Below are 18,756 nucleotides of genomic sequence, written 5' to 3'. Positions count from 1 at the left end.
CGGCGCAGGGCATCGGTTACGTAACGTCTTCACCATGACTACGGGTGGACGCAACACGTCGCGCAGAACACGACGCGCCGCATCGGCAACCTTGGCACTCGCCTTCGCTGCGTCCATCCTTTCCGGTTGCGCCGACTTCGACGAATCGACGGCAAGCCCGTTCACTCCGGAACCGACCATCCAATCGAACGCGGAAGTTGCGCCGCAGAACCCGCAACCCTCGACAACTACCGCTCCGCCCATAGCACCGCGCGGCCCCCTCGGCCCGTGTGTGGATGCCGACCCGGCGGTCATCGCAACGTGCCTCGACACCACCGGTGGACTGCTCACCCTGCCAGACGGAAACTCAGGTCTGGTTGCCGAACGCCGGACCGGCCGGATCCTGCAGGTCGCCCCCGGCCAAATCCCCGTCGAGGTCGCCAAGATCGACGTCGACGGAAGTGCTGACGGCGGACTACTCGATATTGCCCTGTCCCCTACCTTCGTCGAAGACAACCTGATCTACGCGTACGTCACGACGGGCTCAGACAATCGTGTGGTCCGCATTGCGCCGGGCGACACCGCAAAGGTAGTCCTCGGAGGAATTCCTCGGGGCGCCAACGGGAACCGAGGTTCCCTCGAGTTTGCCGCACCCGATCAACTCATGGTCCTGACCGGAGATGCCGGAAATCCAGCTGCTGCAAACGATCCCGCATCACTGGCCGGTAAGCTGCTTCGTGTTCGATCCCTCACCCCCAATGCCGCTCCCCCGCGCCCCGACGTTGTCCTGTCAGGTATCGGTAACGGCGGTGGCGTGTGCGTGGAACCCGGCATCGCGACGTGGGTCACCGATCGCACCGCACTGGAGGATCGCCTCCAGCGGGTAGGTGCAGACGGTACCGTGACCGCTCCGGCTTGGACGTGGCCCGACCGCCCGGGAGTGGGCGGCTGCGTGGCAGTACAAGGCGTTGTTGCAGTGGCTTTGGGCGCGGGTAAAGCCGTGGCTTCACTGGCAACCGACCCCGGTACCGGCGCCATCACCACACCGCCGGGCGCTGTTGCCAAGGATACTTACGGTCAACTCGAAGGCCTGGCCTTGGGCGCGGACGGATTGCTGTGGGTCAGCACCGTCAACAAGACGGCGGGCGAACCTGGCCCGAATGACGACAAGGTCGTCAAGATTCCCATGCCCAGCGGCGGTGGCGGAGTCGACTGATACTCGTCAAAAGCCAAGCCGCCCTGAAGTTTCCAGTCGATATTCAGACTTTTCCGACCGGTTTCGAATAGCTGTTCTATTCGAACAGGATTTCGATTAGGGTGAGAGCATGTTCGATCCGGGGGTGGGAAGTTTCGGTATCTCAGCACTGCTGAGTGGTACCGAAACCGATTGCGCCCTCGTCGATTTGATGGCCGAGTTGCATTCATGTGAAGCGATGTTGGTCGAGCGGAAACTGGCCGTGGTGGCGGAGTTCTTCACCCGCCGCAGCGCCGAGCATGTCGACGGTGGTACCTGGACGTCGTCGGCGCACGAGTTGGCCGAATCCGAGGTCGGCGCGGTCCTGACGATGGGGCGTGCCGCTGCCGGGAAGCTCATCGGGTTGGGTTTTGCGTTGAAGACGCGGTTGCATCGCACTCGGGCGGCGATGGCCCGCGGTGAACTCGATTTCTATCGTGTCGGGCTGATCGAGTCCGCGACCGCGAATGTCAGTGACGAGCTGATCGACGAGGTCGAACGCTTGTTGCTCGAGCAGGTGTTGGCTCCACCCGTGGACGGCGGTATCGGGTTGACGGGTCGGCGGTTGACGGCGGCGATCGACCGGATCGTCGCCCGCGTCGATCCGGAGGGGATGCGGGAACGACGACGCCGCGCCCTCGCCGACAGGTTTGTCGGAGTCAGTGCCGCCGAGGACGGGATGGCCCGCATCCTCGGCAGCATCCCGGCGGAGCAGGCCCGCGCGTTCGACGGCAGGTTGCGGGAGTTGGCGATGTCGGTGTGCCGCCGCGATTCCCGTACGTACGAGCAGCGCCGAGCCGATGCGTTGGGCGCTCTGGTGAGCGGTTCGACGGTGTTGGTGTGCGACTGCGACCGCACCGATTGCCCGCAGGACCGTAGCGGTGTTGTGATCATTCGCCGGCCACTCGTGCATGTCGTGATGCACGAATCCACCTTCGCCGGCAGCGATACTTCCGGAAGCGACGAGGCCGCGCACCTTGACGGGTACGGGGTGATCAGTGCTGAGCATGCCCGCGACATCGCAAAAGACGCCACTGTGAGGGAAGTGCGAGTACCGGAAACACCTGAGCCCGACTCGGCATCGGTGTACCGCCCCCGGGCGACACTCGACACCTGGCTACGGGTCAGCGCGGGAAGCTGCCAATGGCCGCACTGCGATGTCCCCGCCTGGAACTGCGACCTCGACCACAACGATCCGTTCAACCACACCAACCCCGCGAAGGGCGGGAAGACGGTCGCATCGAATCTGAGCGCGTTCTGCCGCAACCATCACCGCCTCAAGCACTCCGGACACTGGAGGCTCCACCCGAACCCGGATCGCAGCGTCACCCTGACCTCGCAGACCGGTCATTGCTACCGCACCAGAGATGCCGGACTACTCGCCGGCCAACAGGAACCGCCGCCACCGGAAGGCGGCAAACCGCGACGCACACGGTTGGAGAACAAAGCTGCCCGCATCCGAGGTGAGCGGAAGCTCCGGCGTGTCAAGATTCAGCACCGCACAGCAAAACACGCGGAACGCAAACGCCGCCAAACCTTCCCGATCTCCACACGCCGACAGCATGTGCCCCGAAAGCGCACACCTAGCAAACACATCGACTACGGCAACGACCCACCACCGTTCTGAACAGACTCACCGATCCCGTGACCGAACATGCGCTGACGCGTACCCTTTTGTTAGCGGGACTAATCACCACGCTGCCAGGACCCGTTGACCAACCACGACAACGCAGTCGGGACAAAGGAGTCGGAATGAAGGCAATCCAGTACACGAGAATCGGCGCTGAACCCGAACTCACGGAGATTCCCAAACCCGAACCTGGTCCAGGTGAAGTGCTCCTGGAAGTGACCGCAGCCGGCGTCTGCCACTCGGACGACTTCATCATGAGCCTGCCGGAAGAGCAGTACAGTTACGGCCTGCCGCTCACTCTCGGCCACGAAGGTGCCGGCCGTGTCGCAGCGGTTGGCGACGGCGTCGAAGGTCTCGACATCGGAACCAACGTCGTGGTCTACGGCCCGTGGGGCTGCGGAAATTGCTGGCACTGCTCACAGGGACTCGAAAACTACTGTTCTCGCGCAGAGGAACTCGGTATTCGCCCTCCCGGACTGGGCGCCCCCGGCGCGCTGGCCGAGTTCATGATCGTCGACTCTCCTCGCCACCTTGTCCCGATCGGTGACCTCGACCCGGTCAAGACAGTGCCGTTGACCGACGCAGGCTTGACGCCGTATCACGCGATCAAACGGTCTCTGCCAAAACTTCGCGGAGGCTCGTACGCCATTGTCATCGGAACCGGCGGCCTCGGCCACGTTGCCATTCAACTCCTCCGCCACCTCTCGGCGGCTACCGTTATCGCACTGGACGTGAGCGCGGACAAGCTCGAACTGGCAACCAAGGTGGGCGCTCACGAAGTTGTCCTGTCCGACAAGAACGCGGCCGAGAACGTCCGCAAGATCACCGGAAGTCAGGGCGCCGCACTGGTTCTCGACTTCGTCGGCTATCAGCCCACCATCGACACCGCGATGGCGGTTGCCGGCGTCGGATCGGACGTCACGATCGTCGGGATCGGCGACAGCCAGGCGCACGCCAAAGTTGGATTCTTCCAAAGTCCTTACGAGGCTTCGGTGACAGTTCCGTACTGGGGCGCCCGCAACGAGTTGATCGAATTGATCGACCTCGCGCACGCCGGCATTTTCGACATCGCGGTCGAGACCTTCAGTCTCGACAACGGAGCGGAAGCGTATCGACGCTTGGCCGCCGGAACGCTCAGCGGCCGCGCGGTTGTGGTCCCTGGCTTGTAGATCGACAGCGGTAAACCACTGATGCCCAGCCGAATTCGATTCGGCTGGGCATCAGTGCTCAGTACTCGAGTGTGCGACAGACTAGCTGCACGCCTCCAGAACAAGTTCCTTCACCCGTGCGGCGTCAGCCTGGCCGCGGGTGGCCTTCATGACGTCACCGACAATCTTTCCGGCGGCCTGCACCTTGCCGCTGCGGATCTTGTCTGCGATATCGGGGTTGGCAGCGAGTGCCTCGTCGACAGCAGCCTTGAGCTTGGTCTCGTCACGCTCGACAACCAATTCGGGATGTGCCGCCAGAACCTGCTCGGGATCACCCTCACCGCCCAGGACGTGGTCCACAACCTGACGGGCGACCTTGTTGTTGAGCTTGCCGCTGTCGATGAGAGCAACAACCTGCGCGACCTGGGACGGCGTGATCGGCAGCGCGCCGAGTTCAACTCCGCGAGTGTTGGCCTGCTGTGACAGGTACGACAACCACCAGGATCGGGCGGCTTCTGGCGAAGCGCCGGCTTCGGTGGTGGCGATGACCAGGTCGATGGCACCGGCATTGACGAGGTCGCGCATGACCTCGTCGGAGATCCCCCAGTCCTTCTGGATCCGCGCGCGGCGGATCCAGGGCAACTCGGGCAAGGTGGCGCGCAGTTCTTCGACCCACTCGGCGCTGGGGGCAACGGGTTCGAGGTCGGGTTCCGGGAAGTAGCGGTAATCTTCCGCGGTTTCCTTACGTCGACCAGCGGAGGTGGTGCCGTCGGCTTCCTGGAAGTGACGCGTCTCCTGGATGACCTCGATACCGGCGTCGAGCACTGCCGCCTGACGACGCATCTCGTAGCGAACTGCGACCTCGACGCTCTTGAGGGAGTTGACGTTCTTGGTCTCGGTGCGGGTACCCAGTTCGGTGGAACCGATCGGCATCAGCGAGATGTTGGCGTCGCAGCGCATCGAACCCTGGTCCATGCGGACGTCGGAGACGTCGAGGGACTTCAGCAGATCACGAAGCGCCGTGACGTACGCGCGAGCGACCTCGGGGGCGCGCTCACCGGCACCGTGGATGGTCTTGGTGACGATCTCCACCAAGGGAACACCCGCACGGTTGTAGTCGAGCAGCGAATGGCTGGCACCGTGGATACGACCGGTAGCGCCACCCACGTGAAGGGACTTACCGGTGTCCTCTTCCATGTGGGCGCGCTCGATCTCGACGCGCCACGTAGTGCCGTCGTCGAGGACCACGTCGAGGTAGCCCTCGGTTGCGATCGGCTCGTCGTACTGGGAGATCTGGTAGTTCTTGGGCTGATCCGGGTAGAAGTAGTTCTTGCGCGCGAATCGACCCCACGGTGTGATGGAGCAGTTGAGCGCAAGACCGATCCGGATCGCGGATTCGACAGCAGCAGCGTTCACCACTGGCAATGAACCTGGCAGGCCCAGACAGACCGGGCAGACCTGGGTATTGGGTTCGGCACCGAACTCGGTGGGGCACGGGCAGAACATCTTGGTAGCGGTGCCGAGTTCTACGTGCACCTCCATACCCATCACAGGCTCGTACTTGGTCAGCACTTCGTCGTAATCGAGGATGTCGGGCGCATCGACAGCAGTCATGGTGACTAGTTTATGCGCCGGACGCTCAGCCGAAGAATGCGGCTGCCTCCTCGTAACGCTCCTTGGGCACGGTCTTGAGCTTGCGGGTTGCCTCGGCGAGAGGAACCAGGTCGATGGACGTACCGTGCAGGGCCACCATCTGGCCGAAATCACCGCGATGAGCTGCGTCGGTGGCGTGGACGCCGAAGCGGGTGGCGAGTATCCGGTCGTGCGGCGTCGGGGTGCCACCACGCTGGATATGGCCGAGAACCGTCGTCCGGACTTCCTTGCCGATACGGCGCTCGATTTCGTTGCCCAACTGCTGCGCGACGCCGGTGAAGATCTTGTGTCCGAACTCGTCGATGCCGCCTTCACGCAAAGTCATGGAAGCGGGATCGGGCATCGCGCCTTCGGCGACAACGCAGATGAAGTGAGAATCACCACGCTGGAAGCGCTTCTTCACCATGGCGCATACTTCGTCGACGTCGAACGGCTGCTCCGGAACCAACGTCAGATGAGCACCGGACGCCAATCCGGCCTGCAGTGCGATCCAGCCGGCATGTCGACCCATGACCTCGACCAGCATGACGCGCTGGTGCGATTCCGCTGTGGTGTGGAGGCGGTCGATCGCGTCGGTGGCAACTGCCAGCGCTGTGTCGAAACCGAATGTGACGTCGGTGCAGTCGATGTCGTTGTCGATGGTCTTGGGCACTCCGATCACCGGAACACCGCTCTCCGCGAGCCAACTGGCCGCGGTGAGTGTGCCTTCACCGCCGATCGGGATCAGGACGTCGATTCCGTTGTCGTCGAGAGTTTGTTTGATCTGATCGAGTCCGGCCCGCAGTTTGTCGGGGTTGACGCGTGCGGTTCCCAGAATGGTTCCGCCGCGCGTGAGGATGCGATTGATCCGGTCGTCGGCCGCGAGGGGAACCTTGCGATCTTCGAGCAGACCACGCCAGCCGTCGCGGAAGCCGACGACAGTACTGCCGTACCGCCCGTCCGACGTGCGAACCACCGCACGGATAACCGCGTTCAACCCTGGGCAATCGCCGCCACCTGTGAGGACTCCGATTCGCATTGTAAAAAGCACCTCTCAACAGTTGGGTGATTGCAGGATCTGCTGTCCATCTTCCCCCAGCAGGCGCGGTGGCGCAGGATTGTCACTTTTCAGATCAAGCCCGGTAATCATCCCGGTGTGACAAGTCCACTTTCGTATGCAACGACAACCGCTTGTGCTCGATCTCGCAGGTCCAGTTTCGAGAGAACCTTGCCGACGTGTGTCTTCACCGTCTGTTCCGCGACAAACAGGTGCTCGGCAATTTCGATGTTCGACAGCCCTCGTGCGATCAGTTCCAGCACTTCACGCTCGCGTGGGGTCAACATGTCGAGAGCGCTGGAACGAACCCGGGTGGGTGTTCTCCTACTCGTCACTTCCTCGATCAACCGCCGTGTCACGGTCGGAGCCAGCAATGCATGTCCTTCGGCGACGACGCGCACCGCCCGAATCAGTTCCTCGGCGGGGGCGTCCTTGAGCATGAAACCACTCGCCCCGATCCGCAGAGCCTCGTAGACGTAGTCATCGATGTCGAAAGTCGTGAGCATGAGGACCCGAACCGGTGGCTCCCCACCCGTTGCCAGAATCTGGCGCGCTGCATCGAGGCCGTTCATCTCCGGCATCCGCACGTCCATCAACACGACGTCGGGGCGCAGGCGCGCTACTTCGGCAACCGCAACCCTGCCGTCGGGGGCATCTCCGATGACGCTGATATCGGGTTGCGCGGCGAGCAGGGCTCCGAATCCCTGTCTGACCATTGCCTGATCGTCGGCGATGAATACTGTGATGGGCACTCCGACAGCCTAGGCGCCGACCGTCGGCAATACAGCGCGGACCTCGAACCCGCCGCCCGCCAGCAGTTGCGTGTCAACCATTCCGCCGACGGCGGACGCACGCTCGACCATCCCGCGGATTCCATTGCCACCGGCGGTATCCGAAGACTTGGCGACACTGGAAGTCGGGACACCGCCACCCGCCGGCGGTCCGTTCACCACCCGAACCTGCGTGGACGCTTGGCCGAACTCGACGGATACCTCGATGGGGCTACCCGGTGCATGCCGGACGGCATTGGTGATCGATTCCTGCACGATGCGATACACGACAAGACCGGTGGACGCCGACACGCGTGTTCGATCACCATCCACGTTCCATACCAACGGAATTCCCGCGCGGGCACTGCCTGCCAGTAGCTCGTCGAGTTGCAGCGCTCCCGGTTGCGGTGCGACCTGGGTGGCTTCGGCGTCGCTGCGCAGTACACCCAGCAACCCGCGAATCTCGTTGAGCGCAGCGCGCCCCGTGTCACCGATCGAATCGAACTCGGCGCGGATCTCGGGCGTCACGTCGCCGAGTCGGTACGGCGCACTCTGCGCCTGCACCACCACCATCGACATGTGGTGGGCGACAATGTCGTGCAGCTCGCGGGCTATCCGGGCCTTCTCTTCCAACACGGTTCGGCGGGCACGTTCGACTTCATTTACCTCTTCCTGCTTCGCCAACGCACGACGTGAAAGAACAAGCCACCGAATCAGGAAGCAAAAAACCACCAGCGCGGTCAGACCCACCGCCCACCCGGCACCGTCCTGGCCCGGAGTCTCGGCAAAGAACAACAGGACCGTCGAGATCCACGCAACCCCCACCACCGGTACCGCAGCAGTGAGACTGACCGCGGCAAGCAGAGCCATGATCACCATGATGTGAACGACCTGCCAGGGATATTCGTACCCGGGCACGAGATCGAATACGTGTGGAATCACCAACGCCGAGATCGCGGAAACAGCCCATCCCAGAGCGGGATTGATTCGGATCAGGACAAAGGGAAACGCGGCCAACGCAGCCACGAACGGCTGAATCGGCGGTGACACCGCATGCGTCAGGTGCAACGTCGGCCAGGCGACCGTAAAGAGAATCAACGTCACGACAACTACAGCCACGTTCGCGAACTGATCACCGGTCAACCGCCGCGACGCGCGGGTCACACTCGCCTGCGCCACTTTCATCTTTCCTGCCTTCATCACCTGTCCAGCCTAGGAAGCGAACCCTCGAAAGTCGTCATACTGCGGAGTGAGAAACCCCTAACTCCGCAGTATCAGTGGTCCAGGGTTCCTCTCACCCCAGAGCACAGACAAACCACTCTGCGGAGCGATGCTCAGGTGCGTCCGCCGTTCATAGCGTCGACAGTATGCGGATCACACGAGCAACGACGCTGCCCCGGCGCAGCGCTATCTGGGCGACACAGCGTAGCGCAACCTGGGCAGCGCTGAGTGTTGTCGCAGCGGCGACGGTCACCATCAGTGCCGCGCCTCGCGACGTGCAAGCGGCAGCGCCGGAGAATCACCTTGCCGCACAGGCCGTTGCAGCGGTCACCAGCTCTGATGCCGCACCAAGCGTGCCGCGCGACTTTGCCGCGTTCTCAGGCTACGAACCCGTCATCGTCGCCGGTCACCTCGCCAATCCGAACGGTGCCTGCTCGTCCCCCGTTCCCCTTCCCGACGAGTTCGACTCCGCCTGCAAGGCCCACGATCTTGGCTACGACCTGCTCCGCTACGCACAGTTCCACGGCGACGAGCTCGGCCCATGGGCACGGCAAGCGCTCGACGGCCAACTCGACCAGCGAATGCACGATGCCTGTGACACGAGGGAATCCCCGGCGTCGCGGTCCTACTGCTTTGCCATGGCCGACATCGCAACCACTGCCGTGAACGGGAATTCGTGGCGTCAGAACTACCTGACGCCGGTTCAGGAATCCGGGTTCGGATACGCCGCCGCTGGTGTGCTCGGCCTCTCCGCACTCGGACTCACCTTCCTTCGGCCACGGCGACCTGCCGCGGCCGGCGCCTACTCGCAGAAAGCCGTTGCAGCATGAGCGTTCTCGATACCGTCCAACCGTCGGTGCTCTCCCGGATCGCAGCGGTCCCGCTCCCCCGCATCTCGGCAACGGTAGCCACGGGTTCGATGGCCGCAGTATCTCTGGCACCCGGCCTGTTGCCGAGAACCGCCGTACTGCAAGGACTCTTCAGCGGTGTGCTCATGGCGGTGGGAATCTTTGTTGCCTGGGCACTGACGACTGCATGGCACGCACTGCCGCTGCGGACACGATCGGAACGGTTCGACACTCGATCCTGGCGCACCCGAATTGCGATCGTTGCCACCGCCGTTGTTGCGCTGTTCGCTACGTCTGCCAACGGCTGGCAGAACTCACTCCGCGTTGCAATGGGGGCGCCGCCGGTCGGAATTCGCTACTGGATCGAAGTCATCTGCATCGCTGCACTGACCGTACTGATCCTGACCACAGTGGCATCGGGCATTCGGAAAGTACTGCACCGCCTGGGTTTTGCCCGCACCATCGGCATAGCAGCGATCTGCGCCTTCGGACTTCAGCTGGCTTTCGGCAGCATCGCCACCGCGTCTGCGCAGTCAGTGGAAGGGCTGAAGTTCCTTGCCGCCGGGACCGATTCGGTGCGTGTCTACGCCGATCTCGACTCCGGACCGGACGCAGGATCGCGGGCCGACCATGCGGTGGCCGAACTCGACCGCGTCGGCGGATTTGCTCGCAGCGCCGTCGTTGTGGCCGTCCCCACCGGTTCGGGGTGGATCGACACTCGGGCCGTCGACGGTATCGAGCAGCGATTCGGCAGTGACGTCGCGATCGTCGGTCAGCAGTACTCCGCTGCACCGAGTTGGGCTGCATTTCTGTTCCAACGCTCCGATGCCGAGGAATCGGCGCAGGCAATGCTGACCGCGGTCGCCACCCGCATCGCGGAACTTCCCGCCACCGAACGCCCCGACCTCTATCTCTACGGCCAGAGTCTTGGCGCCGTGGGCGGCAGCGCTGCCCTGGCCGAGTCCCTTCCGACGCAGTTGTGCGCCGTCCTCTGGGCCGGACCGCCCGCCGGCGCTACCCGAGTGGACGGGACAACCGTTCTGGCCAACACCTCCGATCCTGTGGTGTGGTGGTCGCCGGCCCTCGCGACGACGCCACCAGACCTGAGCCGCGCGGTCCAGGACGCCCCGATGCCGCAGTGGATTCCGGTGGTCAGTTTCCTTCAGACCAGCGTCGACATGCTCGCCTCCCTCGACGTCCCCGCGGGTCACGGTCACCGATACGGCACCGAGCAGGGCACGCAACTCGGAACCTGCCACTAGAACACAAGCGCCTAGAGTGGGTGCAGTGGCCAAAGGAACGCGCAAGACCAAGACTCGCAGCACCACCCCCGACCGCCGAGACGACGGACCTGTTCCCGGCGTCTTCCCCATCGACACCGGCACGTGTGAACTTGTTCGTGATCAGTACTCGGACACGGGGTGGATTCTGCAGATCAACGGTGTTCCCAGCTCACACATCGATCTGGCCGACCCGAAGACCTTGGACTTCGAGTACATGCGCTGGATCGCCCACCTGGTCGATTCGGAACGCGATCCGAAAGAGCGTCTGCGCGTCCTGCACCTCGGCGGCGGCGCCTGTTCGATGGCTCGGTACATCTGCGCGACGTACCCCGACGCCCGTCAGGTTGTTGTCGAAATCGACGGCGCATTAGCCGAATTGGTTCGCGACTGGTTCGATCTGCCGCGTGCACCACTGCTACGCATCCGCGTCGGCGAAGCGCGCGCGGTCACGGAAACTCTCACCGATTCGACGCGGGACATCATCATCCGAGATGTCTTTGCGGGCAGCACAACTCCGGTTCCACTGACCACGGCGCAGTTCACCACCCACGTACGACGCGTCCTTGCGCCGGGCGGGATTTACCTCGTCAACTGCGGCGACACCCCGGACTTGCAGGGGGCGCGCGCCGAAGCTGCAACCATCGGTGCGCAGTTCGAGCACCTGGCCATCATCGCCGATCCCGCAATGCTCAAGGGCAGGCGCTACGGAAATATGATCATCGCGGGTAGCGACGTTCCGATCGCACAGTCGCCGGCCCTTGCCCGTGAACTCCTGGGCGGCGGAGTTCCCGCACATGTGTGGGGAGACGCCGAGGTCCGCAAGTTTGCAGCCTCGGCATCCGTCCGAGAAGACTGAAGTCGGCGTTACTCTCCGCCGAACACCCGTTCCACCACCGCTTTTGCCCGTCGCGTGATGCGGAGATAGTTGTCGAGGAACTCCCCCGAGTCATCTCCGTATCCCGCAACCTGCGCCACGGCGGACAGGACGCGTCCCGGTCCTGGCAGTTGATCGGTCGGCTTTCCGCGAACCAGCACAAGGCAATTGCGGGCCTTGGTCGCCGTGATCCACGCATCGCGCAGCAACTCCACGTCGGATTCACTGAGCAACTCGGCTGCACCGATCGCGTCCAGCGTTTCCAGCGTCGACGTATTGTGCAACGACGCAATCTTGTCGGCGTGACGCAGCTGGATCAGCTGCACGGTCCACTCGATATCGGCCAGTCCGCCGCGACCCAGTTTGGTGTGCGTAGCGGGATCGGCTCCACGAGGGAGACGTTCGGAATCGACGCGAGCCTTGATTCGGCGAATCTCGCGAACCGCCGTTTCGCTGACGCCGCCCTCTGGATAACGGGTCTTGTCGATCATGTGCAGGAATCGCAGACCCAGATCGGGATCACCGGCTACCGGGTGGGCGCGAAGCAGTGCCTGAATCTCCCACGCCTGCGCCCATTTTGCGTAGTAGGCGTCGTACGATTCGAGGGTGCGGACCATCGGGCCGTTGCGTCCCTCGGGGCGCAGTCCCGTATCCACCTCGAGCGGCGGATCCGTGCTCGGTGCACCGAGAAGCTTGCGCACCTTGTCCGCAATGCTGTTGGCCCACTTGACCGCAACGGTCTCGTCGACGCCCTCGACGGGCTCGCACACGAACAGAACGTCGGCGTCGGAGCCGTATCCCAGTTCGCCGCCGCCGAGTCGGCCCATGCCGATCACGGAGAACGCCGCAGGGGCGGGCGTTCCCAGTTCGGCAACACTGGCCTTGATCACGGCGGACAGCGACGCGTTGAGTACCGCGGCCCACACCGACGACAGCGCCTTGCACACCGCCGGAACGTCGAGCATTCCCAGAATGTCGGCCGACGCGATGCGCGCCAACTCGTGGCGACGCAACGAACGTGCCGCTGCGACAGCGCGATTGGGGTCACTGTGCCGCGCTGAGGCGGTGAGAATACCGCGCGAGACGTCCTCGGGTACCGGTTCGATCAGACGCGGGCCACTCGGCGAATCCGCATACAGGCGAATGACGTCTGGTGCCTTGATCAGCAGATCCGGCAAGTACGCGGAAGAGCCAAGCACCGTCATCAGACGTTCGGCGACGGCAGCCTCGTCGCGAAGCAACCGAAGGAACCAGGTCTGATCGACCAGTGCGTCGGACAAGCGTCGGTACGCCAACAGTCCGGCGTCGGGATCCGGTGTGTCGGCAAGACATTCGAGTAGCGTCGGCAAGAGCAGCGCCTGGATCCGGCCCTTGCGGGACGCTCCCGCTGTCAAGGCCGTGAGGTGCCCGAGCGCATTCTCGGGGGCGGTGTATCCCAACGCCGCCAACTGGCGAACGGCAGCTTCCGGCCCCAGCGCCAACGATTCCTTGTCCATCCGCGCCACGGACTCGAGCAGCGGACGGTAGAACAGCTTGGCGTGCAACCGGCGGATTCGATGGGAGTTCCGTTTGATCTCGGCGCGCAACACCCCGAGCGCGTCGAGGCGGCCGTCGGGACGCATGTGCGCGGCGCGGGCCAGCCAACGCAACGCCTCGTCGTCGTCCGGCGGCGGCAACGTGTGGGTGCGCTTGAGCTTCTGCAACTGCAGACGATGCTCGAGGAGACGCAGGAATTCATAGGACGCCGTGAGGTTCGCGGCGTCGTCTCGGCCGACATAACCACCGGCGGCCAGCGCTGTCAGCGCATCGACTGTGCTCTGCACGTGCAGAGTGTCATCGGCGCGGCCGTGCACCAATTGCAGGAGCTGAACGGCAAATTCGACGTCTCGCAAACTTCCGCGACCGAGTTTGAGCTCGCGCTCACGCATCTCGGGCGGAACCATTTCCTCGACGCGTCGGCGCATGGCCTGCACTTCGGGAACGAAGTCCTCACGTTCGGACGCCGTCCAGACCATCGGGCTCATGGCCTCGGCGTACTGACGCCCGAGTTCCATGTCCCCCGTCATCGGACGGGCCTTCAGAAGAGCCTGGAACTCCCACGTCTTGGCCCACCGCTTGTAGTACGCGATGTGGGAATCGAGTGAACGCACCAGTTCGCCGCGCTTACCCTCGGGGCGGAGTGCAGCATCCACTTCGAAGAACGCGGACGTGCCGATCCTCATCAACTCGCCCGCTACGCGAGAGGCAGTGGCGTCGGCCGGTTCGGCAACAAACACGACGTCGACGTCGGACACGTAGTTCAGTTCGCGCGCACCACATTTGCCCATCGCGATAACCGCAAGGCGGATGGGGCACGTGCCTTCGGGGCACACGGTGGCGATCGCTACCGACAGAGCCGCAGTCAGTGCCGCGTCGGCCAGATCCGAGAGCTGATGCCCGATGGTCTGATAAGGAACCACGGGTTCGTTTTCGACGGTGGCCGCCAAATCGCACGCGGCCAGCAACATCAGCTGATCCTTGTACGACTTCCGAAGCGCAACAACTGCGTCCGGACCGGTCATCGCAGCACGGTAAGTCTGCGAGCCTGGGGTTGCGCCCTCGTCCAACGTTGCGCCGACGGCGCCGAGCAGCGCCGTGGTGGCGGCGGCTTTGGTGGGCAGTGACGTGCCGTCGAGAATGCGCCAAGAGGACGGATCGGCAACGATGTGATCACCGAATGCCGCCGACGCTCCGATCAGCCCGAGCAGCCGTCCGCGCAGGCTCTTGTCCTTACGCAGCGCGTCGTCGAGGTCACTCCATCCGTCGCCCAGCGAATCCTTGATGCGCACCAACGTGCGCAACGCAAGATCGGCGTTGGCGGAACGCGAGAGTGACCACAGGAGTTCGATGCTCTCCGAGTCCACCCAGCCGAGTTGGCGAAGCTCGTCGGCTGCGGTGTTCTCGACCAACCCGAGCCGGCCCGGCCCGGGTACCACGGATCGTGCGGACGGCGGCTTGACCATCACAGGCCGAGGTAGGTCTTGAGCTCGAACGGCGTCACGTGGCTGCGGTATTCCTCCCATTCACGCCGCTTGTTCCGCAGGAAGAAGTCGAAAACGTGCTCGCCGAGAGCCTCGGCCACCAGCTCCGACTTCTCCATCTCGCGCAGAGCACCGTCGAGGTTGCTCGGCAATTCCTTGTACCCCATGGCGCGACGCTCGGCGGAGGTCAACGACCACACGTCGTCCTCGGCCTCGGGAGGCAAGGTGTAGCCCTTCTCGATGCCGCGCAGACCGGCCGCGAGCAGCACCGCAAACGTCAGGTACGGGTTGCATGCCGAATCTGGGCTGCGGATCTCGACACGACGCGACGACGCCTTGTTCGGCGTGTACATCGGCACGCGGATCAGCGCCGAGCGGTTGGAGGGTCCCCACGACGCTGCCGTCGGAGCCTCGCCGCCGTGGACCAGGCGCTTGTAGGAGTTGACCCACTGGTTCGTGACGGCACTGATCTCGTTGGCGTGCTCGAGAATGCCGGCGATGAATGCCTTGCCGGTCTCCGAGAGCTGCATCGGATCGTCCGGGTTGTGGAACGCGTTCGTGTCGCCTTCGAACAGGCTCATGTGCGTGTGCATCGCCGAACCGGCCTGATCGCTGAACGGCTTGGGCATGAAGCTCGCCCGCACGCCTTCGCCGATCGCGACCTCCTTGACGACGTACCGGAACGTCATCACGTTGTCGGCCATGGACAACGCGTCGGCGTAGCGGAGATCGATCTCCTGCTGCCCGGGAGCGGCCTCGTGATGGCTGAACTCGACCGAGATCCCCATGGACTCGAGAGCGTCGATCGCGTGACGACGGAAGTTGGGAGCCGAATCGTGCACGGCCTGATCGAAGTAGCCACCGGAATCGGCCGGGATCGGCGGAGTGCCGTCCAAGGGACCGTTCTCGAGGAGGAAGAACTCGATCTCGGGATGCACGTAGCAACTGAAGCCCAGGTCACTGGCCTTGCTCAGCTGACGACGCAGCACGTGCCTCGGGTCAGCCCACGACGGCGAACCGTCCGGGTTGGTGATGTCGCAGAACATGCGAGCCGAATGCTGCGCGCCGTCCTTGTGCGCCCACGGCAGGATCTGGAAAGTCGACGCGTCAGGGCGGGCAACGGTGTCCGCTTCGGACACTCGGGCGAATCCCTCGATGGCGGAACCGTCGAAACCGATTCCCTCTTCGAAGGCACCTTCGAGTTCCGCGGGGGCGATCGCCACCGATTTGAGGTAACCGAGAACGTCGGTGAACCACAAGCGGACGAACCGAATGTCGCGCTCTTCCAGGGTACGAAGCACGAATTCTTTTTGGCGATCCATGCACGCGAGAGTAAGCAAGCCACGTTAAATCTGTGTTACATCAGCGGCACGAGTTACCCGAGTGATGCGTCACTCTCACATAGCCCCTGCATGCGGGCCTACAGGCGCTAACATGTCAGGCCGTCCTCCGGGACCTTCAGGTAGACGAGGTAGTTGACGACCGCGTCGTCGACGCACGGTTCGCCGTCCAGAACAACGGTGTGCTGTGTTCCCTCGAACGTGATGAGCGCGGCCCCGAGTTGCTTCGCGAGATCCACGCCGGCCTGATACGGAGTAGCCGGATCCTGCGTCGTCGACACGACGACCAGCGTCGGGAGGCCGGCATCGGCCAGAGCCTGCGGATCGAGCTCATGCGGACTGCCCGTCGCCGGGACCGGCCAGAACGCACACAGATCCAGCGGCGCCTGACCGGTGCCTCGGCCGTCGTCGAGGAACGGTGCGGCCTCGCGATACCGCGTGTCGGCCTCACCGGCTTCTGCCCGATCGGTTGTAGCCGGATCGTCGACGCACCGGATGGCATTGAACGCATCGTTGATATTGGAATACGTGCCGTCGTCATTTCGCCCCTCGTACTGGTCGGCCAAACTCAACAGCGCATCACCCCGGCCGTCCGCCAGGCCGGACAGCCCCATCCGCAACGTGGTCCACAACTGCTGTGAATACAGCGCCTGCTGCACACCGGTGATCGCGTCCCCGTAGCTGAGACCGCGCGGATCCGTGGTGTCGGCAGGGTTGTCGATCAGCGGTTCCAGCAACGCCTGCAATCTCTCGCGCGCCTGCGCCGGATCACTTCCGAGCGGGCAGTCCCGCTGCGACACGCAGTCGGCGACAAAGGCGTCGAACGCGACCTGGAAGCCCTCTCCTTGCAGTACAACTTCGTCGACGACGTCCTGATTCGGATCCAACGCGCCGTCGAGCACCATCGCCCGAACGTTCTGCGGGAAGGTTTCGGCGTAGGTCGAACCGATTCGCGTCCCGTACGAGAACCCGAGGAAGTTCAACTCGGAATCACCGAGCGCACCGCGGATCACGTCCATATCGCGCACCACTTCATACGTGCCGACGTGGGCGAGGAAGTCGGTTCCGGTGTTCGCCACGCACGCGGCGGCGTAGTCCTTGCTGTCCTGCTCCGCGTCGGCAATCCCTTCGGGCGTCATGTCGATATCGACATCCGCGCGCTCGGCATCGAACTCCGCCGGCGTCAGGCAGCGCACCTGAGGCGTCGACGCACCCACGCCCCGCGGATCGAACCCGATCCGGTCGAAGCGCTCGGCGAGCTGTGTCCTGGAGCCCTGGGTTGCCATCGCCAGCCCCGATGCACCCGGTCCACCTGGATTGATCAGCAGCGATCCGATTCGATCCCCCGTCGCTGCCGCTCGCGAGATGACAACCTGCGCCGTGTCTCCGGTCGGATTCGCATAGTCGACGGGAACCGTCACCGCGGCGCAGTCGACCGAACTACTGAGCGGCGAATCACCTGGCGTGGCAAATCGTTCGCACGAACCCCAGTCGAGGGTCTGCTCGTAGAACTTCTCCAACCCTGCCGGAACCGAAGCGGGTGCCGCAGAGGTTCCGGACCCTGAAGAATCGGTGGAGGGATTGTCGCCGTCGGCAACAGTGCAACCGGCAACTAACAGGAGAGCAGCGACGCTTGCGGCACACACACCGGAGAGGCGAACTAACTTCGACATACCGTCGATGGTGCCAGGAAACAGCGGTTACCAGCCATTCGCTACTTCGGATGGCTGGTAACCGATGTGACCCATCGCACCAGGTTTTGCTATTCGCACCGACGGTTTCCGGTGGCAGACTGATCGTGTCATCACCCACACCCGGGGACCCGACGGCAATCAACGCCTAAGGCCTCGAGGCACGAAAGGGACAACGATGTCCGAGACTCCTCTGTACGGTTCTGCAGCTGCTACCCCGGCTGCTCCTATGCGCAAGACCCGCGTCCATCACCTCGCCGAGATGAAGCAGAACGGCGAACGTTGGTCGATGCTCACGGCCTACGACTACTCGACGGCCCGAATCTTCGAAGAAGCCGGCATTCCGGTTCTCCTCGTCGGTGATTCCGCCGCCAATGTCGTATACGGCTACGACACGACGGTGCCGATCACCGTCGACGAACTTCTCCCGCTGGTTCGCGGTGTAGTTCGCGGCGCACCCCACGCACTGGTTGTTGCCGACCTCCCGTTCGGCACCTACGAAGCCTCCGCCGAACAGGCTCTGGCAACTGCCACCCGCTTCATGAAAGAGGGCCTCGCCCACGCCGTGAAGCTCGAGGGCGGCGAGCGGATGACCAAGCAGATTGCCGCTATCACTGCTGCCGGTATTCCCGTCATGGCGCACGTCGGCTTCACCCCGCAGAGCGTCAACTCGCTCGGCGGATTCCGCGTCCAGGGCCGCGGCGACGGTGCCGACCAACTTGTGGCCGACGCCATTGCAGTGCAGGAAGCCGGCGCTTTCTCGGTGGTCATGGAAATGGTTCCGGCCGACATCGCGGGCCAGGTCACACGCAAATTGACCATCCCCACCGTCGGCATCGGGGCGGGCAACGAATGCGACGCCCAGGTCCTCGTCTGGCAGGACATGGCCGGCTACACGAGCGGTAAGACAGCCAAGTTCGTCAAGCGTTTCGGTAACGTCGGTGACGAACTGCGCTCCGCGGCCGCAGCCTATGCATCAGAAGTTCGCACAGGCGCCTTCCCGGCCGTCGAGCACAGTTTCTGATCCGA

The 18,756-nt window shown here is 63.8% G+C and carries 14 protein-coding genes; 7 read left to right on the top strand and 7 right to left on the bottom strand.

The genetic code is table 11. The annotated features are described in order from the left end of the window. Positions 1-34: 34 nt before the first annotated feature. The 3 genes from C7T36_RS18780 (at position 35) to C7T36_RS18770 (ending at position 4,012) form a co-directional block, all read left to right on the top strand. Positions 35-1,195 (top strand): sorbosone dehydrogenase family protein, encoded by a 1,161-nt coding sequence (locus C7T36_RS18780; protein ID WP_045067152.1) that lies wholly within the window; start codon positions 35-37, stop codon positions 1,193-1,195. A 109-nt stretch (positions 1,196-1,304) separates the two neighbouring features. Beyond that, entirely contained in the window at positions 1,305-2,840 is a 1,536-nt protein-coding gene (locus C7T36_RS18775; protein ID WP_045067151.1) for an HNH endonuclease signature motif containing protein, read from the top strand. Positions 2,841-2,965: 125 nt separating this feature from the next. Further along, positions 2,966-4,012 carry an NAD(P)-dependent alcohol dehydrogenase gene (locus tag C7T36_RS18770; protein ID WP_033233154.1) on the top strand — a complete coding sequence of 349 codons (1,047 nt, stop codon included), beginning with the start codon at positions 2,966-2,968 and terminating at the stop codon, positions 4,010-4,012. Between the two features lie 81 nt (positions 4,013-4,093). Here the strand turns inward: C7T36_RS18770 and gatB are convergent, their stop codons facing one another. The 4 genes from gatB to C7T36_RS18750 all read right to left on the bottom strand — a co-directional run bounded on the left by gatB (position 4,094) and on the right by C7T36_RS18750 (position 8,650). Next, the gene (gene gatB / locus C7T36_RS18765; protein WP_033233153.1) at positions 4,094-5,605 is read right to left on the bottom strand and encodes an Asp-tRNA(Asn)/Glu-tRNA(Gln) amidotransferase subunit GatB; all 1,512 of its coding nucleotides are present in this window, start codon (positions 5,603-5,605) and stop codon (positions 4,094-4,096) included. A 25-nt stretch (positions 5,606-5,630) separates the two neighbouring features. Further along, positions 5,631-6,662 (bottom strand): ATP-dependent 6-phosphofructokinase, encoded by a 1,032-nt coding sequence (locus C7T36_RS18760; RefSeq protein ID WP_033233152.1) that lies wholly within the window; start codon positions 6,660-6,662, stop codon positions 5,631-5,633. A 107-nt stretch (positions 6,663-6,769) separates the two neighbouring features. After that, positions 6,770-7,432 carry a response regulator transcription factor gene (locus C7T36_RS18755; protein ID WP_033233151.1) on the bottom strand — a complete coding sequence of 221 codons (663 nt, stop codon included), beginning with the start codon at positions 7,430-7,432 and terminating at the stop codon, positions 6,770-6,772. A gap of 9 nt (positions 7,433-7,441) precedes the next feature. Next, positions 7,442-8,650, bottom strand: coding sequence for a sensor histidine kinase (locus C7T36_RS18750; RefSeq protein ID WP_045067150.1), 1,209 nt, complete (start codon positions 8,648-8,650; stop codon positions 7,442-7,444). 167 nt (positions 8,651-8,817) lie between these two features. Here C7T36_RS18750 and C7T36_RS18745 point away from each other — a divergent pair, with 167 nt between their 5' ends. From C7T36_RS18745 to C7T36_RS18735, 3 genes are read left to right on the top strand one after another with little or no spacing between them, the layout of a single operon-like run. Continuing rightward, the gene (locus tag C7T36_RS18745; protein ID WP_106939773.1) at positions 8,818-9,501 is read left to right on the top strand and encodes a hypothetical protein; all 684 of its coding nucleotides are present in this window, start codon (positions 8,818-8,820) and stop codon (positions 9,499-9,501) included. After that, positions 9,498-10,781, top strand: coding sequence for an alpha/beta-hydrolase family protein (locus tag C7T36_RS18740; protein WP_045067147.1), 1,284 nt, complete (start codon positions 9,498-9,500; stop codon positions 10,779-10,781). The genes C7T36_RS18745 and C7T36_RS18740 overlap by 4 nt, the downstream gene beginning before the upstream one ends. A 25-nt stretch (positions 10,782-10,806) precedes the next feature. Beyond that, positions 10,807-11,658, top strand: a complete 852-nt coding sequence (locus C7T36_RS18735; RefSeq protein ID WP_033233197.1) for a spermidine synthase — start codon at positions 10,807-10,809, stop codon at positions 11,656-11,658. An 8-nt stretch (positions 11,659-11,666) separates the two neighbouring features. On the opposite strand, the gene C7T36_RS18730 is transcribed toward C7T36_RS18735, so the two are convergent. The 3 genes from C7T36_RS18730 to C7T36_RS18720 form a co-directional block, all read right to left on the bottom strand. Beyond that, entirely contained in the window at positions 11,667-14,678 is a 3,012-nt protein-coding gene (locus C7T36_RS18730; protein WP_033233147.1) for a bifunctional [glutamine synthetase] adenylyltransferase/[glutamine synthetase]-adenylyl-L-tyrosine phosphorylase, read from the bottom strand. Next, positions 14,678-16,018 (bottom strand): glutamine synthetase family protein, encoded by a 1,341-nt coding sequence (locus C7T36_RS18725; protein ID WP_033233146.1) that lies wholly within the window; start codon positions 16,016-16,018, stop codon positions 14,678-14,680. The genes C7T36_RS18730 and C7T36_RS18725 overlap by 1 nt, the downstream gene beginning before the upstream one ends. Before the next feature lie 107 nt (positions 16,019-16,125). Beyond that, a complete protein-coding gene (locus C7T36_RS18720) occupies positions 16,126-17,709 on the bottom strand; it encodes an alpha/beta hydrolase (RefSeq protein ID WP_033233145.1) in 1,584 nt (527 codons plus the stop codon). 196 nt (positions 17,710-17,905) lie between these two features. On the opposite strand from C7T36_RS18720, the gene panB reads away from it, so the two are divergent. Then, positions 17,906-18,751: a 3-methyl-2-oxobutanoate hydroxymethyltransferase gene (panB, locus tag C7T36_RS18715; protein WP_033233144.1), complete on the top strand. Its 846-nt coding sequence runs from the start codon at positions 17,906-17,908 to the stop codon at positions 18,749-18,751. The last annotated feature ends 5 nt before the right edge of the window (positions 18,752-18,756 follow it).

Origin of the sequence: Rhodococcus sp. AD45-ID (genome assembly GCF_003023755.1) — a bacterium.
GTDB lineage: Bacteria > Actinomycetota > Actinomycetes > Mycobacteriales > Mycobacteriaceae > Rhodococcus_F > Rhodococcus_F globerula.
Note: the sequence above shows the minus strand (reverse complement) of the source record. Positions and strands in the feature narration are given on the sequence as shown.

Excerpts from the sequence above, each read along its gene's own strand:
- panB (WP_033233144.1), top strand. The coding sequence starts at position 17,906 with ATGTCCGAGACTCCTCTGTACGGTTCTGCAGCTGCTACCCCGGCTGCT.
- C7T36_RS18770 (WP_033233154.1), top strand. The coding sequence starts at position 2,966 with ATGAAGGCAATCCAGTACACGAGAATCGGCGCTGAACCCGAACTCACG.
- C7T36_RS18750 (WP_045067150.1), bottom strand. The coding sequence starts at position 8,650 with ATGAAGGCAGGAAAGATGAAAGTGGCGCAGGCGAGTGTGACCCGCGCG.
- C7T36_RS18775 (WP_045067151.1), top strand. The coding sequence starts at position 1,305 with ATGTTCGATCCGGGGGTGGGAAGTTTCGGTATCTCAGCACTGCTGAGT.
- gatB (WP_033233153.1), bottom strand. The coding sequence starts at position 5,605 with ATGACTGCTGTCGATGCGCCCGACATCCTCGATTACGACGAAGTGCTG.
- C7T36_RS18720 (WP_033233145.1), bottom strand. The coding sequence starts at position 17,709 with ATGTCGAAGTTAGTTCGCCTCTCCGGTGTGTGTGCCGCAAGCGTCGCT.
- C7T36_RS18725 (WP_033233146.1), bottom strand. The coding sequence starts at position 16,018 with ATGGATCGCCAAAAAGAATTCGTGCTTCGTACCCTGGAAGAGCGCGAC.
- C7T36_RS18740 (WP_045067147.1), top strand. The coding sequence starts at position 9,498 with ATGAGCGTTCTCGATACCGTCCAACCGTCGGTGCTCTCCCGGATCGCA.
- C7T36_RS18745 (WP_106939773.1), top strand. The coding sequence starts at position 8,818 with ATGCGGATCACACGAGCAACGACGCTGCCCCGGCGCAGCGCTATCTGG.
- C7T36_RS18760 (WP_033233152.1), bottom strand. The coding sequence starts at position 6,662 with ATGCGAATCGGAGTCCTCACAGGTGGCGGCGATTGCCCAGGGTTGAAC.
- C7T36_RS18780 (WP_045067152.1), top strand. The coding sequence starts at position 35 with ATGACTACGGGTGGACGCAACACGTCGCGCAGAACACGACGCGCCGCA.
- C7T36_RS18730 (WP_033233147.1), bottom strand. The coding sequence starts at position 14,678 with ATGGTCAAGCCGCCGTCCGCACGATCCGTGGTACCCGGGCCGGGCCGG.